This window comes from Aestuariibaculum suncheonense (assembly GCF_014596935.1).
Lineage (GTDB): Bacteria > Bacteroidota > Bacteroidia > Flavobacteriales > Flavobacteriaceae > Aestuariibaculum > Aestuariibaculum suncheonense.
This window is the reverse complement of sequence record NZ_JACVXC010000003.1, coordinates 143,047-162,576: the sequence shown is the minus strand read 5'-3', so window position 1 is coordinate 162,576 and position 19,530 is coordinate 143,047. Positions and strand designations below refer to the sequence as shown.

Annotated in this window: 13 protein-coding genes; 10 read left to right on the top strand and 3 right to left on the bottom strand. The window is 35.3% G+C overall.

Annotated elements, in window-relative coordinates; genetic code table 11:
- Window positions 1-16 precede the first annotated feature (16 nt).
- Window positions 17-922, top strand: coding sequence for a L,D-transpeptidase (locus tag ICJ84_RS09050; RefSeq protein WP_188216074.1), 906 nt, complete (start codon window positions 17-19; stop codon window positions 920-922).
- A gap of 46 nt (window positions 923-968) precedes the next feature.
- Here the strand turns inward: ICJ84_RS09050 and fucP are convergent, their stop codons facing one another.
- Window positions 969-2,273 (bottom strand): L-fucose:H+ symporter permease, encoded by a 1,305-nt coding sequence (gene fucP, locus ICJ84_RS09045; RefSeq protein WP_188216073.1) that lies wholly within the window; start codon window positions 2,271-2,273, stop codon window positions 969-971.
- 243 nt (window positions 2,274-2,516) lie between these two features.
- On the opposite strand from fucP, the gene ICJ84_RS09040 reads away from it, so the two are divergent.
- Window positions 2,517-4,604, top strand: a complete 2,088-nt coding sequence (locus tag ICJ84_RS09040; RefSeq protein ID WP_188216072.1) for an alpha-L-fucosidase — start codon at window positions 2,517-2,519, stop codon at window positions 4,602-4,604.
- Between the two features lie 122 nt (window positions 4,605-4,726).
- Window positions 4,727-6,658: a glucosamine-6-phosphate deaminase gene (nagB, locus tag ICJ84_RS09035; protein WP_188216071.1), complete on the top strand. Its 1,932-nt coding sequence runs from the start codon at window positions 4,727-4,729 to the stop codon at window positions 6,656-6,658.
- A gap of 115 nt (window positions 6,659-6,773) precedes the next feature.
- Here nagB and ICJ84_RS09030 read toward each other — a convergent pair whose 3' ends face one another.
- Together ICJ84_RS09030 and ICJ84_RS09025 are read right to left on the bottom strand one after the other, a co-directional pair.
- Window positions 6,774-7,487: a LytR/AlgR family response regulator transcription factor gene (locus ICJ84_RS09030; protein ID WP_188216070.1), complete on the bottom strand. Its 714-nt coding sequence runs from the start codon at window positions 7,485-7,487 to the stop codon at window positions 6,774-6,776.
- A gap of 38 nt (window positions 7,488-7,525) precedes the next feature.
- Window positions 7,526-8,584 carry a sensor histidine kinase gene (locus ICJ84_RS09025; protein WP_188216069.1) on the bottom strand — a complete coding sequence of 353 codons (1,059 nt, stop codon included), beginning with the start codon at window positions 8,582-8,584 and terminating at the stop codon, window positions 7,526-7,528.
- Between the two features lie 116 nt (window positions 8,585-8,700).
- Here ICJ84_RS09025 and ICJ84_RS09020 point away from each other — a divergent pair, with 116 nt between their 5' ends.
- From ICJ84_RS09020 to ICJ84_RS08990, 7 genes are read left to right on the top strand one after another with little or no spacing between them, the layout of a single operon-like run.
- Window positions 8,701-10,944, top strand: a complete 2,244-nt coding sequence (locus tag ICJ84_RS09020; protein WP_188216068.1) for a GH92 family glycosyl hydrolase — start codon at window positions 8,701-8,703, stop codon at window positions 10,942-10,944.
- A 4-nt stretch (window positions 10,945-10,948) separates the two neighbouring features.
- Complete coding sequence (locus ICJ84_RS09015; protein ID WP_188216067.1) at window positions 10,949-12,823, top strand: sodium:solute symporter family protein; 1,875 nt, start codon at window positions 10,949-10,951, stop codon at window positions 12,821-12,823.
- 12 nt (window positions 12,824-12,835) lie between these two features.
- Window positions 12,836-13,801: a glycoside hydrolase family 130 protein gene (locus ICJ84_RS09010; RefSeq protein WP_188216066.1), complete on the top strand. Its 966-nt coding sequence runs from the start codon at window positions 12,836-12,838 to the stop codon at window positions 13,799-13,801.
- Between the two features lies 1 nt (window position 13,802).
- Window positions 13,803-14,882, top strand: coding sequence for a carbohydrate-binding family 9-like protein (locus ICJ84_RS09005; RefSeq protein WP_188216065.1), 1,080 nt, complete (start codon window positions 13,803-13,805; stop codon window positions 14,880-14,882).
- A 58-nt stretch (window positions 14,883-14,940) separates the two neighbouring features.
- Window positions 14,941-16,110 (top strand): glycoside hydrolase family 18 protein, encoded by a 1,170-nt coding sequence (locus tag ICJ84_RS09000; protein ID WP_188216064.1) that lies wholly within the window; start codon window positions 14,941-14,943, stop codon window positions 16,108-16,110.
- A 46-nt stretch (window positions 16,111-16,156) separates the two neighbouring features.
- Complete coding sequence (locus tag ICJ84_RS08995; RefSeq protein WP_188216063.1) at window positions 16,157-17,272, top strand: family 10 glycosylhydrolase; 1,116 nt, start codon at window positions 16,157-16,159, stop codon at window positions 17,270-17,272.
- A 9-nt stretch (window positions 17,273-17,281) separates the two neighbouring features.
- Entirely contained in the window at window positions 17,282-19,522 is a 2,241-nt protein-coding gene (locus tag ICJ84_RS08990) for a GH92 family glycosyl hydrolase (protein ID WP_188216062.1), read from the top strand.
- The last annotated feature ends 8 nt before the right edge of the window (window positions 19,523-19,530 follow it).

The following is a 19,530-nucleotide window of genomic DNA, read 5'->3' as shown; positions in this document are numbered from 1 at the left end:
GAAAAATGTTTGTGTTATGAATTTCTTTAAACGATGGCTTCGGTTTACTCTCATTTTTATTTTGGTAACTTCTGTATTTAGTCAGAAAAAGGATGATTTAAATGTTGTTGATAAGGTGAAGTCTTATCCAAAGGAAATTATATTAAATCATAACATTCTCGTTGAGGGTTATTTTCAATTTATAGATTCATTAGTTCTGAAGTATGATTCCATAACGCCTTATATATTAACCGAACATCTTTTGGTACGACATAACCCTTGGATTCTCGATACCTTACAAAACACCGATTATTATCGAATGAAAGCAAGAGATTCCTTCGTATATAATCAAAAAAAGATGATTGTTTTACCCCAAGGAAATACGATAAAGTTTCCCGATTCTAAAACTGCAGAAAGCCTCCAAAAAGTATTTAACAAAACAACCGTCGATATAAATATCCCTGAGTTTAAACTTCGAATTTATCAGGATTCCGTTAAGTTATTTGAGTGCCTTGTTCGTGTCGGGAGAAATGAGAAAAAATATCTTGAAATGTCTGGTCGTGAAGAAGATTTACGAACCAGAACAGGAGCTGGAATGATTGTTGGCTATAATAAAAATCCCAGATACGCCAATCCGGCTAATAATCACAATTACAAAGTGACAAGGCGAGATGATGACAAAGTGACTTTAGTACCACAAATTCCATTTATTGAAACAGAACTGAACGGGATACGTTACGGACAATTAATTCATCCAACTACCAATCCAGAGACTTTAGGTAAGGCGTATTCTAATGGCTGCATTGGCATCAAAGAAGCCGATGCTTGGGTAATTTATTATTATGCGCCTATAAAGACTAAAATAAATATCCGATATGATTTAAAGGTTATTGATGCGAATGGAGAAGTTAAAATTCTAAAAGATATTTATGGGTATCAGTGAAAAAAGCCCGATAATTTGTTATCGGGCTCTCTTAAATTTTGTTTTTTTATTCATGCTTTTTATACACGTGATTGCCATACCAGGCTATGAAGCAAAAGCAGATTAAAGGTAATGCGAATGAAAAGTTAATTTCTGAAACACCTAAAACGGTGGTATCGGCTACACCATGCCCGCCAAGGTCAATAATGTCTCCCTGAAGTTTAGGTAATAAAGCGCCGCCAACAATAGCCATAACTAATCCTGCAGAGCCTATTTTTGATTCTTCCTCAGTCAAATCTCCCAAAGCAATACCGTAAATGGTAGGGAACATTAAAGACATGAAAAAGGAAACCATGATTAGGAAATATAGCCCAATTACGCCATGGGTAACAATGGTCCCTAATACACAAACCATAGCACTTACGGCAAAAATCATGAGTAGTTTTCCGGAGCTGTAAAATCGCAGCATTACGGTACCAACAGCACGACCAATAGTAAATAAAATAAACGCTCCCATTTGATAAAAACCTGCAGTTACACTGTCTATGTTTGAACCTTCAGCATATTGGTAAATGTAAGTCCAGCACATAATTTGTGCTCCCACATATAAAATCTGAGCTAAAACCCCTAAAATATATTTTCTATTCTTAGCGAGAACAGCAAAGGTTTCACCTATTTTAGGTGTAGCGCCTTCATCTTTAGATTGTGGCATTTTGCTCACTAAAAACAGTACAAAAACACCAGTAATTACTAAACCTAGAACAACATAAGGGTTTCGAATCACCATTAAATCGGAAGTTTTGATCAGGACTTTAGAAGCTTCATCTAAAAGACTAAAATCCGTAATATCGTCCGATTGCAAATTCTTCAACACAAACTGCTGGGCGACAACTAAGCCCACAATCAATCCAACAGGATTAAATGCCTGAGCTAAATTTAATCGTTGAGTTGCGGTTTCTTTGGGTCCCATAGCAAGTGCATATGGGTTGGCTGCCGTTTCTAAAAACGCTAAACCAAAAGTTAAAATATATAAACCTAGACAGAAGAACCAGAATTTTTCGGTGATGGCAGCAGGATAAAATAATAATGCTCCGGTCGCATAAAGCGCTAATCCAATTAAAATCCCGACTTTATAAGAGTATTTTCTCATAAAAATAGCAGCAGGTAAGGCCATGCAAAAATAGCCCCCATAAAAAGCCATTTGTACCCAGGCGGCCTGGGAGTTTGACAATTCTAATACTTTTTTGAAAGCCTGAACCATAGGGTCGGTTACGGCATTAGCGAAACCCCATAAGGCAAAAAGGGAAGTAACCAACACAAAAGGAACTAACATATTCTTGGGTACAACCGGCACTTGTTTAATATCACTCATATCTAATTAATAATTTAGTTTTATAAAAATGAAAAGTAGCTTTTCGACTGCAATAATATGTATTTTTTCGACGATTGCAGGATTTGTTGAACTAAATGAACAATTTTATTTCTTCTAAATTAGATTTTAAATCATCTTTAGATAATATAATTTGTTATTTGTCGAAATAATAAAATGATAATACATTTACTTGTATAGATTTGTTAATAAACTTATTTGATTTATTTTTTAAAGGCTATTGTGATGAGAGTTAAAGAATTATTTGTTGCATATTTTTTTATTAGTGTACTTGGTTGTAAAGAAGTGGTTGCACCGCCTGAAAAGTTTGGGCTAACACCTTCAGAAAAGCAATTGAATTGGCACAATATGGAGTATTATGCCTTTGTTCATTTTTCTTTAAATACGTTTACAAATAAAGAATGGGGATACGGTGATGAATCTCCGGAATTATTCAATCCAACAGAATTGGATACTAGACAATGGGCTCGGGTAGTAAAAGAAGCTGGCATGAAGGGCATTATTTTAACCGCTAAACATCATGATGGGTTTTGCTTGTGGCCATCGCAATACACAGAGCGTTCAGTGAAAAATTCACCATGGAAAGATGGTAAAGGCGATGTGGTTAAGGAATTAGCTGAAGCCTGTAAAGAATATGGATTAAAATTAGGTATTTATTTATCCCCTTGGGATAGAAATCATCCCGGTTATGGAAAACCTGAATACATTACTTATTTTAGAAATCAACTGAAAGAATTATTAACGAATTATGGCGACGTATTTGAAATGTGGTTCGATGGTGCTAACGGGGGTGATGGCTATTATGGAGGTGCTAATGAAATTAGAAAAATTAATACGTTGGAGTATTACGATTGGGATGAAACTTATAAAATGATTTATAACATTTCTCCAAATACTTTGGTCTGGGGTATTGGTCCATCGGAAGCGCGATGGATTGGAAATGAGAGAGGAAGGGCTGGGAAAACCAATTGGTGTTTGCTGAGGCAGAAAGATGAATTGGCAGGTAAAGTGCATTACTCCGAATTTATGAATGGTCATGAAGATGGTGAAAAGTGGGTACCAGGTGAAGCCGATGTATCTATTCGTCCTGGGTGGTTTTATCATGAATCGGAAGATAGTAAAGTAAGACCGCTGAAGGAGATGGTTGATATTTATTATGAATCGATTGGAAGAAATGCGAACCTCTTGTTAAATCTTCCGGTAGATAAACGTGGTCTGGTGAATGAAAATGATATTGCGCGTTTGAAAGAACTAACGGCAGTAATTCAAGCCGATTTTAAAGATGAATTATTGATTAGTGCAAAAGTATCTGCAAATCATATTCGAGGAAATAGCAATGCTTATGGAGCAGAAAACCTCACTGATAACAATAAAGAAACCTATTGGGCTACCAATGACAGTATAAACACAGGCTCAGTATTATTTGAATTTGAAAAACCAACAACGCTTAACCGAATTGAATTACAGGAGTATATTGCTTTAGGGCAACGGGTAAAAGCATTTAATGTTGAAGCTTATGTAGACGAGCAATGGCAAACCATAGCAAATGAAACTACTATTGGGTATAAACGAATTTTAAGAACACCAAGAGTAACTACAAAAGCGCTGAGAATTAATTTTACTGACGCTAAATCAAGTTTGGTTATTTCTGCTATAAAAGCATATAATGCTCCAATACTTGTAGGGATGCCAAATATTCGTCGTAATAAAAATGGAGTTATAACTATGGAAGCTGAAAAAGGACATTTAATTTATTACACGACAGATGGTACTGAGCCAAACCAAAACAGTCAGTTGTTTAAAGATGCTATTAATCTACCTCAAGCGGTTACGATTAAAGCCTTGGCTTATAATCCTGAAGAGCATGTAAGTAGTAAAGTAAAAACTATAAATTACGGGAAATCTAAAGCTAAATGGAAGGTGATTTCTACTCATTCAGCTGAAAGTATTATAGATGGTGATAGAACAACAACGTGGACTTTTAGAGGTATTAACTCACAATTGCAACAGGAAATTATTGTAGACATGGGAGAACTTTCTCTTATTAACGGATTTTCCTACTTCCCAAAACAGACTGGACACAATTTATATTTAATTTCTAAATACGCTTTTTACACTAGCACAGATAAGATGCATTGGATTGAACAGTCTCAGGGCGAGTTTTCAAATATTGAAAATAACCCTGTAGAACAAATAAAAATGTTTGAAAAGGTTAATGCACGTTACCTGAAATTTATAATTAAGCAAGGTGTTAAAAACGAATCCGTCTTTTCAATTGCCGAACTGGATGTTATTGATGCTGCCGTAGATTAAACAATGCTGTTACATCTTTAAAATTAGTTCCTTTGGAGTAGTTCCAACGCTATTAGTCGAAATAATAAAATAAAAACCAGTTGAAATAGGTAATTTGGAGTGAGTAATCTATTTGGTTTTTTATGGTTAATACGGTAATAAACAAGGCTAAGGAATTAAGTTATAGAGAAGCAGGCAAATTTGAAGAGACACGTTTTGAGAAAATTCATAACGTTATTTTTGAATCATCATTAGAAGCTTCCGTTTTAGTAGCTCACGAAATAGCAAATCTAATTCGACGAAAAGAAGAATTAAATGAAGTTTGTGTTTTAGGCTTAGCGACAGGATCTTCACCGGTAAAGGTTTATGAGGAATTAGTGCGTATGCACCGAGAAGAAGGGTTGAGCTTTAAAAATGTGGTAACCTTTAATCTTGATGAATATTATCCTATAGATGTAGATAACATTCAAAGTTATTATTATTTCATGCATGATCATTTGTTTAATCATGTCGATATTTTACATGAAAATATAAATATCCCTGATGGAACGGTTAGCGATCAGGATTTGCACCAATATTGTATAGATTATGAAATGAAAATACAGTCTTATGGTGGTATCGATTTTCAATTGCTGGGTATCGGTAGAACAGGACATATTGGATTTAATGAACCTGGTTCTCATATTAATTCCGGAACCAGAGCAATTACATTAGATTACATTACTCGGGTGGATGCATCTCAAGCTTTTTTAGGTTTAAAAAATGTTCCCAGAAAAGCTATTACTATGGGTGTAGGAACGGTTAGAAAAGCCAAACGCATAATGTTGTTAGCTTGGGGAATAAATAAAGCAGATATCATTAAGCAGGCTATTGAAGGAGAAATGTCGTCGCAAGTTCCGGCTACTTACTTACAGGAACACGAGAACACAACCTTTGTTTTAGATGTTGAAGCTTCGTCAGAATTAACGAGAGTTAAGACGCCTTGGTTGGTGAAATCTTGTCGATGGGATGATGAATTAAAACGAAGAGCTGTTATATGGTTAAGTGAAATAACCAATAAACCGTTTTTAAAATTAACCGATAAAGATTATAACGATAATGGTATGTCCGGCATATTAAATGAAGAAGGTACTGCTTACGATTTAAACATAAAAATGTTTAATAAGATGCAACATACTATTACGGGGTGGCCTGGAGGAAAGCGTGATGTAGATGACAGTTGCCGGCCGGAACGATCTGAACCAGCTAAAAAGCGTGTGATTATTTTTAGTCCGCATCCTGATGACGATGTTATCTCTATGGGAGGAACCTTTGCGCGATTGGTAGAACAAGGGCATGAGGTTCATGTAGCTTATCAAACTTCAGGAAATATTGCCGTAAGTAATGAAGAGGCTTTGAAGTTTTTAGAAGTTTCTAAAGTTCTAAATTCTAATTCAACTGAAGTCGATGGTATTATTCATTTTTTAAAGCACAAATCCAAAAATGACATAGATACGCTCGAAGTTAGGAAATTAAAAACCAGTATCAGAAAAAGTGAATCTTTAGCAGCAACAAGATATGTAGGACTATCAGATGAAAATGTCCATTTTTTAGAGCTTCCGTTTTATGAAACAGGAACTGTAAAAAAAGGAAAACTCACAGAAATTGATATAGAAATCATGTGTAATTTAATAGAAGATATTAAGCCACATCAAATCTATGCAGCAGGCGATTTAGCAGATCCTCACGGAACTCATAAAGTGTGTTTAGATGTGTTGTTTGAAGCTTTGAAACTTTTGAAATTTAAAAGTTATATGAAGAATTGCTGGGTTTGGTTGTATCGCGGTGCATGGCACGAATGGGAACCTTATCAAATTGATATGGCCGTGCCGATGAGTCCAGATCAGGTACTTAAAAAGCGTCAGGCTATATTCTATCATCAGTCACAGAAAGATGGTGTTATGTTTCAGGGTGACGACAACAGAGAGTTTTGGGTTCGAGCGGAAGATCGAAACCGTGCAACAGCAAAAAAATATAAAGACCTTGGCCTGGCAGACTATGAGGCTATAGAAGCGTTTAAACGCTTCTATTTTTAAAAACTTAGAACGAACTCATATTAGTTTTTTATTGTTTAGTTTATGTTATTTGAGTTTGGTTAATAAGATGGTTGTTTCGAATTTAAAAGAAATAGCCATCTTTGTTTGTTATAAACTAAACTGAGGCATCTAATATCTTTTGCTTTACTTCATCAATGTACGAGCGCCCAATAACATACCGTAAACCTTCAATTTCAACACTATTACCTTCTACAGCATCAATTTTGTCAATAGCTACGGTATAAGATCTGTGAATTCTTATAAAATCGCCTGGAGGAAGCAAGTTGGTAAAGTCCTTTAAAGTGTAATGTACAATGTAAGAGCCTGAAAAAGTTTTAATTTTTAGATAGTCTTTTAAGCTCTCAATGATTAAAATTTCATTGAGAAATATTTTTTTCATTTTCTTTTTGTCAATCTTAATGAAAATGAAAGGAGTTTCTTTAGAAGTACTTGCAGGAATCCTATTATTGCTTTCCAATCGCTTGGTTATTTTATTCAAGGTTTTCATAAACCTTGGCATTTCAATAGGTTTAACCAAATAGTCAAGAACGTCTAATTCGTAAGTTTCTAAAGCGTATTCATCGTAAGCACTGGTAATAATAATTAATGGAGTTTTTTCTAAACTTTTAATAAAATTTATACCGTCAAGAACAGGCATATTTATATCTAAGAAAATAACATCAACATGGTTGTTTTTTAGAAAATTTAATCCATCAATGGCATTGTTAAATGTATTTACGATTTCGTAATTATCTATTTGTTCCAGATAATTTTTTATCACATTAACAGCTAATGGTTCATCATCAATAATCAGGCATTTAATTTTCATGGTATAGTTATGGTACTTGTTTAGTTTGTTTTAGACGTTTAAGTGACTTTTATTTTTAGTTTAACAACAAATTTGTTCTTTTTTTCCTTAATCGAAAGCTTATAATCATTTTTATTATAGCCTAATTCCAGTCTTTTTTTTGCGTTTACCAAACCAATTCCTCCGGCTTTTTTATTACGCTTTTGGTGTTCGTTCACCTGCGGTAGTGGATTGGTGACGGTAAAGTAAAGAAAATTTTCAACAATCTTAAAGTTGATATTTATTTTTACGCGACCAATATTCTTGTCAGCGCCGTGTTTAAAGGCGTTTTCTATAAAAGTGAGCAATAAAATGGGTGCGATTTCTTTGTCGTGAATGTCGCCGGATATGTACATGTTAACTTCCAAATTTTCATCATATCGAACACGTTCTAAATCAATATAATTTTGAATGTATAGAATTTCCTTTTCTAAAGTCTGACGGCGTTCTCGTGTTTCATAAAGTAAATAGCGCATCAACTCAGAAAGTTTTAAAATCATTTTTGGCGTTTTGTTCGATTTTTCAACCGATAAGGAATAGATGTTATTTAAAGTGTTAAAAAAGAAGTGAGGTGATACCTGTGTTTTTAAAAAACGGAGCTCGGTTTCTAATTGCGTTTTTTCTAGAAGCGCAACACGTTTGTGTTCTTGAAGATAATCCAGAGTGATTTTTATAGCGGTAACAAATGTGATTACATAAAGTTCTCCAATCATCATATCAACGGTATAGTTAAAATTTAATTGATCAATGGCTTCTGGACCTTCAGGCCATACATTATGGCTAACCAGCCAGTAAGTTAAATTATACTTTACCAATACCATTATAAATATAGCTCCTAAGACTGAAACAACATATAGTACATACTTTTTATTGTAAACCAGATAGGGCATAAGAATAAAAATATTCAGGTAACACAAAATCATATGGATAGGGAATCCGATAAGATTGGTTTTTAAAGAATATCCGTAATCATCAAAATAACTTCCCCATCGAAAGGTGTTAAATAAAAAATAAATTGACCAAAAAACAATATGGTAGAGTAATGGTATTTTAAATAGTTTGTTTTGATTTACGTCCATGTTGTAAAACAATTTTATTTTGTGGTGTTCAGGTCTTAAAATGTGTTATCCGTCTAAAATAATTTCAAAGTTTAGAAAAAACTAGAAACTTTAGACTTCAATATTAAAAATATTATATGAAAAACGTATCGGTAATTGTTTTATTAGTTGGGCTTTTTGTGAGCTGTGGGGACAATGTTACTAATAAAACCATGACTAACAAAATTTTAAGTGATAAAGTAGATCCTTTTATAGGAACAGGAGGACATGGGCATACATACCCTGGCGCAACAGTACCTTTTGGAATGTTGCAAGTGAGTCCAATTAATGGTATAAGTAAGTGGGACTGGTGTTCTGGATATCATTATTCTGACTCTATTGCTGTTGGATTTAGTCACTTGAGTTTAAGCGGGACAGGTATTGGCGATTTGGCCGATATTCTATTCATGCCAATAAACAAGGAGGTAGACTTATCGGCGTATCCAAAATCAAGAGACAGTATTACTTACAAATCAAAATATAGTCATTCTAACGAAACGTCGAAACCAGGATATTACCAATTGTTTTTAGAAGATCACGATGTTAATGTAGAACTTACTACGACAAAACACACGGCATATCATAAATACACCTTTAAGGCAGGTGACGAGCAGTCTGTCGTTATCGATTTAGGATTCACTTTAAATTGGGATAGAACAATTGAAACCATATTAACTGTTGAAGATGAATATACCATTTCTGGCTACCGTTACAGCAAAGGTTGGGCGCCAAATCAAAAAGTGTTTTTTGTAGCGAAATTTTCAAAACCAATCAACAATCAAAATGTATTTGCAGATGGTTTAAAAACGGAAGGAAATCATGCTGAGGGCGAAAAAGTAGCCATGCAATTATTTTTTGATGCTTCAGATTCTAACGAATTATTAGCGAAAGTAGCCTTGTCTTCAGTGAGTATTGAAAACGCTAAAGGGAATCTTAATGATGGTGGTTTTGAGTTTGAAACTATTAAATCTGAAGCTGATAAAACTTGGAATAAAGCTTTAAAAACCATTGAGGTTGAAAGTAAAGTAGATTCTTTAGAAACTATATTTTATACCGCTATGTATCATGCTCAGGTAGCACCCGTAACGTTTAGTGATACGAATGGTGAATTCAGAATGGAAAATGACAGTATTGCTACAGCTAAAGATTATACCGCGTATTCTACCTTATCCCTTTGGGATACGTTTAGAGCAGAACAACCACTACTGACGTTGATTGCACCGCAAAATGTTTCAGATATTATCAATTCCATGCTGGCGTATTATGAAACCAAAAAAATATTACCGGTGTGGACGCTTTATGCGAATGAAACGAATACCATGACGGGGTATCATTCTATTCCTGTAATTGTTGAAGCCTACTTAAAAGGTATTAGGGGTTTTGATGCGGAGAAGGCATTTGAAGCCATGAAAAACACCATGATGCAGGATGAACGTGGTTTAAAATACTATAAAGAATTTGGTTATATTCCTTATACTTCAATTGACGAATCGGTAACCATAACATTAGAATATGCTTACGATGACTGGTGTGTGGCGCAAATGGCTAAAGCATTAGGTAAAACTGAAGATTACGAATTTTTCATGAAACGTTCAAAAGCATTTGAATATGTGTTTGATAATGAAACTGGGTTTATGCGTGGGAAGTCTGAAGATGGAAAGTCTTGGAATGAACCTTTCGATCCTAAATATTCCAACCACAGAGTTCAAACCGATTATACTGAAGGGAATGCCTGGCAACACAGTTGGTTTGTGCCTCATGCAGTAAAAGAATTAGCAGAGTTACATGGCGGAGAAGATATTTTTACATCGCGTTTAGAACAATTATTTACCGAAAGTTCTGAGATTACAGGAACGCACACCTCTGCAGATATTTCGGGGTTAATTGGTCAGTATGCGCATGGAAATGAGCCAAGTCACCATATTGCTTATATGTTTAATCAGGCAAACAAACCTTGGAGAACACAGTATTGGGTGCGTCATATTTTAGATACCCAATACAACACCACACCAAATGGATTGAGTGGAAATGAAGATTGCGGACAAATGTCGGCGTGGTATGTGTTGAGTTCTATTGGGCTTTATCCAATGAATCCTGCTTCAGCTGAGTACGAAATTGGAAGTCCGATTTTCGATAAAACAACCTTGAATTTAGCGAATGAGAAAACATTCACAATTGAAGCGGAGAATGTTTCAGATAAAAATATTTACATACAATCGGCGACTTTAAATGGTGAGACTTTCAATCAAACATCGATAGCACATAAAACCATATTAGAAGGAGGAACACTTCATTTTGTAATGGGACCAAACCCTAATAAAGATTGGGGAATTAAAGAATAGTAGGATGGATATAATTGATATAGGTATTATTATTTCCTACGTTTTAATAACTGTAGGGGTAGGGGTTTGGATTTCAAAAAAGGCATCGCAAGGCTTAGATCATTATTTTCTTGGCGGAAAATCAATCAAATGGTATTATTTAGGCTTAAGTAATGGTTCCGGGATGTTTGACGTTTCGGGGACTGCCTGGATGGTTGGTATTTTGTTTTTGTATGGTATAAAAAGTTTCATGTTTATGTGGCTTTGGCCAATCTGGAATCAAATTTTTGTCATGATGTTTCTGGCGGTCTGGATTCGTCGTTCTAAAGTAATGACCGGTTCCGAATGGATTTTAACACGCTTCGGAAACGATCGCGCAGGAAAGGCTTCTCATATTATTGTGGCGATTTTTGCAATTGTTTCAGCGATTGGTTTTATTGCTTATTTTTTTGAAGGTGTCGGCAAGTTTTTAACCATTATTTTACCTTGGGATTTAACAGCACAAATTGGAGAATTGGTATTGTTTAATTCAGAACAATCATATGCACTAATTATAATTTTATTAACTACAATCTACACGATTAAAGGCGGGATGTTTTCCGTGGTAGCCACCGAAGTTTTACAGTATGTTATTATGGTTGTGGCTGGTGTTTTAGTGGCGGGTTATACGTTGATTATGTTTACAGACGTTCAAATCACTTCAGTTATTTCAGAGGAGTGGAAAAATATTTTCTTTGGATGGGAATTAGGTCCGCAATGGAGTGATAAGTATACGGCGTTCAATAATTTAATAGATTCCGAAGGCTATAAAATGTTTGGAGCTTTTATAGGCATGTCCTTGTTTAAAGGCTTTTTTGCCAGTATTGCGGGTCCGACACCGAGCTACGATTTGCAGCGTATTCTGTCTACTAAAAATGTAAAAGAGGCAGCTTATATGTCTGGGTTTACCAACTTAATTTTATTCATTCCACGATACTTATTAATTGGAGGTATTGTGGTGATTGCTCTTATTGTGTTAGCTCCTGAGATGAATAATTCGGCATTAACTGGTGGCGATCTTGAAGTAATTCTACCGAAAGTGATTAATTTTCATGTTCCCGTAGGAATTAAAGGGTTGTTATTAGCAGGCTTGTTGGCAGCCTTTATGTCTACGTTTTCAGCTTTCGTTAATGCTGGTCCGGCTTATATTGTAAACGATATTTATAAGAAATATTTTAAACCGGAGGCAGAAAGTAGTCATTACATAAAAGTGAGTCATTTGGCATCTTTAGTAATTGTGCTATTAGGTGTACTTATGGGATTTTTTGCCGATTCAATTAACTCATTAACCTTATGGATAACCAGTTCGTTATTCGGGGGTTATGTGGCGGCTAATTTCCTAAAATGGGTATGGTGGCGTTTCAATGGTTGGGGCTATTTCTGGGGCATGCTTGCAGGCCTTATTATTGCATCTTTTCAGTTTGTTTTAGATCAGAATAAAGTGAATTTCGATGTTAATGGTATCTGGTATCAATTATCAACCTTACCATCCATTTACTTATTTCCAATTATTTTTGGGTTTTCTTTACTAGGAAGTTTGTTAGGAACTTGGTTAACAAAACCTACGGACGAAGCTATTTTAAAGTCGTTTTACACCAATGTAAGACCATGGGGATGGTGGAAACCGGTTTATGAAAAATTAAAAGCAGAAGATCATACTGTTCAAAAGAACAATGACTTCTTGGGTGATATGCTAAACTGTGTTATTGGTATCATCTGGCAATCGAGCATGATTGTTTTACCAATTTATCTTTTAATAAGAGATTATCCGAAAACAATAATAGCTTTGGTGATATTTTTAGCAACAACATGGATTTTAAAATACACCTGGTTAAATAAAGTAAATAAAATAACAGATTAAATTATATAAAAAGTGGCAAATATACCTTGGCAAGACAGACCGGAGAATTGTAATGATGTAATGTGGAGATATTCACAAAACCCGATTATTGATCGTTACGCAATTCCATCATCAAACAGTATTTTTAATAGTGCTGTAGTTCCTTTTAAAGATGGTTTCGCTGGTGTGTTCAGATGTGATAATAAGGCGGTGCAGATGAATATTTTTGCAGGCTTTAGTAAAGATGGTATTAACTGGGATATTAATCACGAACCTATTGTGATGCAGGCTGGAAATACCGAAATGATCGATTCAGATTATAAATATGATCCGCGTGTGGTATTTATTGAAGATCGATACTGGATTACCTGGTGTAACGGGTATCATGGACCAACCATTGGAATCGCGTATACCTTCGATTTTGTTGAGTTTTTTCAATGTGAAAATGCCTTTTTGCCCTTCAATAGAAATGGCGTGCTATTTCCGAAGAAAATCAACGGAAAATACGCCATGTTAAGTCGTCCGAGTGATAATGGACATACGCCTTTTGGTGATATCTATATCAGTTACAGTCCCGATATGAAATACTGGGGCGAACACCGTTGTGTGATGAAAGTGGCACCGTTTCAGGATAGTGCTTGGCAGTGTACCAAAATAGGTGCAGGTCCCATACCGATTTTAACCGACGAAGGTTGGTTGATGCTCTATCATGGTGTAATTAATACCTGTAACGGATTCCGTTATGCTATGGGGGCAGCTATTTTAGATGAAAATCAGCCCGATAAAGTGAAATACAGAACCCAACCTTATTTGCTGGGCCCTGCCGAAATGTATGAGCTGGCAGGTGATGTACCTAATGTGGTGTTCCCGTGTGCTGCGTTACATGATTACGAAGAAGATAAATTAGCCGTCTATTACGGTGCGGCAGATACCGTTGTGGCTTTAGCCTTTGGTAAATTGAGTGAAGTGGTTGAATTCACTAAAAACAATAGTTTATAATTTGAAAGAACAAATAAGAATAAAGGTTTTATCTGCTGTTTTGGGTTGTTTAGGGGCATTAAGTTGCGCGCAGCCGAAGCAGGATATTGAACCTAGACAATATGTCGCTTATAAGACTTCAGAATCCATATCCATTGATGGAGTGGGTTCTGAGGCTTCTTGGAATAACGCAGAATGGACCAATTTGTTTATCGATATTGAAGGCGATAAAAGCCCAAAATACGATACCAAAGTTAAAATGCTTTGGGATGATCAGTATTATTACATTCTGGCAAAAATGGAAGAACCTCACGTTTGGGCCGATTTAAAACAGAGAGATACCATTATTTTTTACAATAACGATTTTGAAGTTTTCATTGATCCGGATAGTGATTCATACAATTATTATGAGTTGGAAATAAATGCCTTAAACACGGTTTGGGATTTGTTTTTAACAAAGCCGTATCGTGATAACCCAGTAATTTTAAATGATTGGGATATAAACGGATTAAAGTCCGCTGTAACAGTTCAGGGAACATTAAATAATCCGAAGGATACTGATCAAGGTTGGACCTTAGAAATTGCCATTCCGTTTGCTGCTTACAAGACCTCGTACTTTCATAAAAATGTACCGGTAGATAGTTTTTGGCGCGTTAATTTTTCGCGTGTTAACTGGCGGCATACTATAAATAACGGAAAATACAGCCGCAAAAAAGGTGAAGACGGCAAGTTTTTGCCAGAATACAATTGGGTATGGTCACCTATGGGCGTCATTAATATGCATGAGCCTGAAAAATGGGGCTATGTATATTTTTCGTCCCAAGAGATTGGTGGTAAAGATTCATTTACTATACCACAAGATGAAAAAATTAAATGGGCTATGTTTGGGTTATATCGTGCTCAAAAAAGTTATCACAATAAAAATAAAGTTTGGGCTTCAAAAATTTCTGACCTTGTCGATAAAGACCTTGTTGTTGATGGGATAGTTGTAAAGCCTGCTTTAGAGAGTCATTCAACAGGATATAATATTTCAGTAAAAAGTCCATTTTCAAATAAAACATTGATAATTAAAGAGAACGGAGAATTTTCAGAAATAAATTAAAAAATACAGCAGGGTTCTGATAAAATCAGACGTATCATTATAGACAAATACGTACTACATGTTACAATTTAGCTTAGTAAATACAAAAATTAAATTCTTAAATGTCGGAGTGTATCTTTTGATTTACTCTGTGTTTTTAGGATGTGAAAACAAGGTCGAAAAAGAAGAGAAGAACGCTATTCCGGTTGAAAATCTAAAGTTGATAGGTTATGTAGCAGGATACGAAGATTTCGACCCGGCTAAAGTTGAGGCCGCTAAACTCACACATATTAACTATGCCTTTGCTAATATTGTAGATGGTAAAGCAAAGTTTGAATTAGAGGTTGATTCTTCTAAAATAGCGAGTTTAACAGCACTCAAATCTAAAAATCCGGATTTAAAAGTATTGTACTCCGTTGGCGGCTGGGTGTGGTCTGATAAGTTTTCCCACATAGCAGCGACGGTATCTGCTAGAAATACCTTTGCTGAAAGTTGTGTAACTCTAATGAAAAAACATGGTTTTGATGGCGTAGATTTAGATTGGGAATATCCCGGACAGCGAGGCGAAGACAATGCCTTTCGTCCGGCAGATAAAGAAAATTTTACCTTGCTGCTAAAAGCGATTCGTGAACTTTTGGAAATTGAAGGAAAAAGAGATAATACACATTATTTATTATCTATTGCCAGTGGAGCAGACCAGTCCTATATCGATCACACCGATTTAGGGAAAGCACAGGAATATTTAGATTTTATTAATGTAATGTGTTACGATTTTTATCATGGATGGTTTTATCAAACGGGTCATCACGCCAATATATATCCTTCAGATGGTGAAAAATTTGATGGCAATAGCGGTCAGCAAGCAATAAAAAGACATTTAGAAGCAGGCGTACCTGCGAATAAACTGGTCATGGGAGTTCCATTTTATGGCAGAATGTGGGAAAAAGTGAATCCTGAAAACAATGGGTTGTACCAATCAGCGATGTCTACAGGAATGATTGTTCCTTACTGGGATATTATTGATAAAATGGCATCAGGAGACTACAAAGAGTTTTATGACGAATCTGCAAAAGCCTCGTATTTATGGAATGTAAAAGATAGCATTTTCATTTCATGGGAAACACCCAAAGATATTGATACTAAAGTTCAATTCATAAAGAAAAACGGACTTGGAGGCGCTATGTTTTGGGAATATAGTTTAGATAAAGATCAGGAATTATTAAATACACTGTTTAAGAAGATGAAATAGCATTGTAAGTTCAGAAGCACATAAAACACAACAGAAACAACAACTTATGAATACAAAATATTTACTGATAGCAGCTTTGGTTTTACTTTTTATTTCCTGTGGACAGCAAAAAAAAGATAAAAATCTATCTGAAGTTACCCCTTCAGAATCTGCAAAAGAAGCTTTTGAATTTGGTGTTTGGACGACAGCAAACGAGGAAAAGTCTGATGAAGAATACCTACAGGAGTTCGGAAAATACAGTAATGCCGGTATAGATGAAGTATTAATCAACACCGGAACCGATCCCAAACTATTATCACGATTAGTGCCACTAGCCAAAGAAAAAGGGTTGAGGGTTCACGCATGGATTATGGCTATGAACCGTCCTGGAGATACTATTGCTTTAAAACACCCAGAATGGTATCAGGTAAGTAAAGAAGGGAAATCATGTTTTGATACGCGTCCGTATGTAGGGTATTATCAGTGGTTATGCCCAACCAGAAAAGAATCTCGTAATCATGTCTTAGGATTAGTTGAAGATTTGGCAAAAGTTGAAGGAATAGAAAGTGTGCATTTAGATTATATTCGTTTTCCTGATATCTTTTTACCAATAGGTCTACTGCCTAAATACAATTTGGTTCAGGATGAAGAATTACCTGAATACGATTTTTGTTATTGTGATGTTTGTATTCGTGAATTTGAAAAAATACACCATAAAAACCCTCTGGAAAGTAAAAATACAGCAATTGATATGGAGTGGAAAAACTTTAGATTAAACGCTATAAAATCGGTGGTAGATGATGCTTATAAAATTGTTCACGATAACAATAAAATATTAACGGCAGCTGTATTTCCTTATCCTGAAATGGCAGACCATATGGTGCGTCAGAGATGGGATAAATGGGATATTGATGAAGTTTATCCAATGATTTATCATGGGTTTTACAACGAAGAAGTAGACTGGATTGGATATGCGACTAAGCAAGGTGTAACCGATACTGAAAGCGAAGGGATTTCATTGAACACAGGAATTTACATCCCCGATTTTAAAACCACTGAAGATTTAAAGCAAGCTATAATATATGCTAAAGAAAACGGAGCAAAAGGGGTTTCATTCTTCGATGGTAATGCGATTTCAGACGAGTTTTTTGAAACTATAAAAACGACAAAAGCTAATTTATAATCATACAAAATGAAGTTTGAAGTTTACATATTTTCAGTTTGTGCAATGCTTTTAGTGACTTGCAAACACTCTGATGATGTAATTCATAAAAAACTCACTCAGTATGTGAACCCGTTCATAGGTACAGATGGTCCTGGTAATACGTATCCAGGAGCCACTGTGCCTTTTGGCATGGTACAATTAAGTCCTGATATAGGCATACCTGGCTGGGACAGAATTGCTGGCTATTTTTATCAGGATTCTATTATTTCCGGCTTTTCACACACGCATTTATCAGGAACAGGGGCAGGAGATTTGTGTGATATTTTAGTAATGCCTACCAATAGCCGTTTTAAAAATAGAATAGAGGCAAATAATTACAAACCGTATTCAAGTTATAATCATGAGCAGGAATCGGCTGCACCAGGATATTATCATGTCGATTTATTAGATTATGGAATCAAGGCAGAGTTAACAGTTACTCAAAGAACAGGAATTCATAAATATATTTTTCCTAAAGATACATTGTCGCAAATTCATATCGATTTGGGGTATGCTCTTAATTGGGATGCACCTACAGATACCTATATAAAAGTTTTAAACGATAGTACACTTCAAGGCTATCGAAAATCTACAGGATGGGCTAAAGATCAGCGAGTTTATTTTGAAATTCAGGTGTCTAAACCGTTCCCGTCCTATCAGTTATTTTCAAACGATTCTTTAGTTGAAAGAGAGGCTTTAGGAAAGAATACAAAAATCATTCTGAATTATAACACTGAGGAGAATGATAACATCATTTTAAAAACAGGATTATCAACAGCAAGTCTAGATGGTGCTCATAAATCTTTGGAGAACGAAGCGCCTCATTTCAATTTTGAGGATTATAAAAATCAAGCCGAAGCCGTTTGGGAACAACAATTCGAAAAAATTGAAGTATTCACTACCGATGAAACAAAGAAACATATTTTTTACACGATGCTCTATCAATCTATGTTGGCGCCAACTTTATTAAGTGATTATAATAACGAATACAAAGGTGCTAATGATAGTGTTATGACAACCTCAGGATTTAATCGTTACGATACTTTTTCGTTGTGGGACACCTATCGCGCGGCACATCCGTTGTATACCATTATACATCCGGATAGAGTATCAGATATGATAAATTCATTGTTAGCGCATTATAAAGAGACAGGATTACTACCTGTTTGGTCGATGCAGGGTAATGAAACCAATATGATGATTGGTAATCATGCCATTCCAGTTATTGTTGATGCGTATTTTAAGAAGGTAGAAGGATTTGATGTTGAGTTGGCTTATGAGGCGTGCAGAACAAGTTCTATAGCCAATACTCGTCAGTTAGATTTGTATAAAAATTTAGGATTTATTCCTATAGATGAACATCACGAAAACTGGTCGGTTTCCAAAACCTTGGAATATGCATACAACGATTGGTGCGTTGCTCAGTTTGCGAAAGCATTGTATAAAACAGATGATTATGAGTATTTCTTGAATCGTTCTGAAAACTGGAGGAATTTATATGATACTAAAAGTACCTTTTTTCGACCCAAAACAAAAAACGGTCGTTTTATAGAAAACTTTATTCCTAAAGAATACACCCCTTATTATTGCGAAAGTAATGCATGGCAATACATGTGGTCAGTACCCCAAAACATTGAAGATTTAATTAAAGAAGTTGGTAGAGAGCAATTTGAAAAAAAATTGGATTCAATGTTTAGTTTTCATCCGTTGTCTACCGACAAATTACCTATTTTTAGCACAGGTATGATAGGGCAATACGCCCACGGTAATGAACCAAGTCATCATGTTGGATACTTGTATAATTACATTGGTAGGCCTGATAAAACACAAGAAATTATTAGAGAAATTCTAGAAACGCAATATAAAAATACCCCGAACGGACATTGTGGAAATGAGGATTGCGGACAAATGTCCTCATGGTATGTGTTTAGTTCACTTGGGTTTTATCCGGTAAATCCCGCGCAAGGTATTTATGCATTCGGTTCACCAATGTTTGATAAGGTGATCATTCACCTAGAATCGGGGAAAAAATTTATGATTGAAGCAGAAAACAATTCTTCTGAAAATAAATACATTCAATATGTAACTCTAAATGATCAGAAACTTTCAGGAAGTTATATAAAACATAAGGAAATTATGAACGGAGGGACCTTACGATTCGTCATGGGACCAAAACCAAATAAAAATCAAACATATACCATGGCTTTATCGTCTCAGGTATATCAATAACACAAAGA

What these genes read in the sequence shown, in the direction of transcription:
- ICJ84_RS09050 (WP_188216074.1), top strand. Translation starts at nt 17, where the DNA reads ATGAATTTCTTTAAACGATGGCTTCGGTTTACTCTCATTTTTATTTTG.
- fucP (WP_188216073.1), bottom strand. Translation starts at nt 2,273, where the DNA reads ATGAGTGATATTAAACAAGTGCCGGTTGTACCCAAGAATATGTTAGTT.
- ICJ84_RS09000 (WP_188216064.1), top strand. Translation starts at nt 14,941, where the DNA reads ATGTTACAATTTAGCTTAGTAAATACAAAAATTAAATTCTTAAATGTC.
- nagB (WP_188216071.1), top strand. Translation starts at nt 4,727, where the DNA reads ATGGTTAATACGGTAATAAACAAGGCTAAGGAATTAAGTTATAGAGAA.
- ICJ84_RS09015 (WP_188216067.1), top strand. Translation starts at nt 10,949, where the DNA reads ATGGATATAATTGATATAGGTATTATTATTTCCTACGTTTTAATAACT.
- ICJ84_RS08990 (WP_188216062.1), top strand. Translation starts at nt 17,282, where the DNA reads ATGAAGTTTGAAGTTTACATATTTTCAGTTTGTGCAATGCTTTTAGTG.
- ICJ84_RS08995 (WP_188216063.1), top strand. Translation starts at nt 16,157, where the DNA reads ATGAATACAAAATATTTACTGATAGCAGCTTTGGTTTTACTTTTTATT.
- ICJ84_RS09030 (WP_188216070.1), bottom strand. Translation starts at nt 7,487, where the DNA reads ATGAAAATTAAATGCCTGATTATTGATGATGAACCATTAGCTGTTAAT.
- ICJ84_RS09025 (WP_188216069.1), bottom strand. Translation starts at nt 8,584, where the DNA reads ATGGACGTAAATCAAAACAAACTATTTAAAATACCATTACTCTACCAT.
- ICJ84_RS09020 (WP_188216068.1), top strand. Translation starts at nt 8,701, where the DNA reads ATGAAAAACGTATCGGTAATTGTTTTATTAGTTGGGCTTTTTGTGAGC.
- ICJ84_RS09040 (WP_188216072.1), top strand. Translation starts at nt 2,517, where the DNA reads ATGAGAGTTAAAGAATTATTTGTTGCATATTTTTTTATTAGTGTACTT.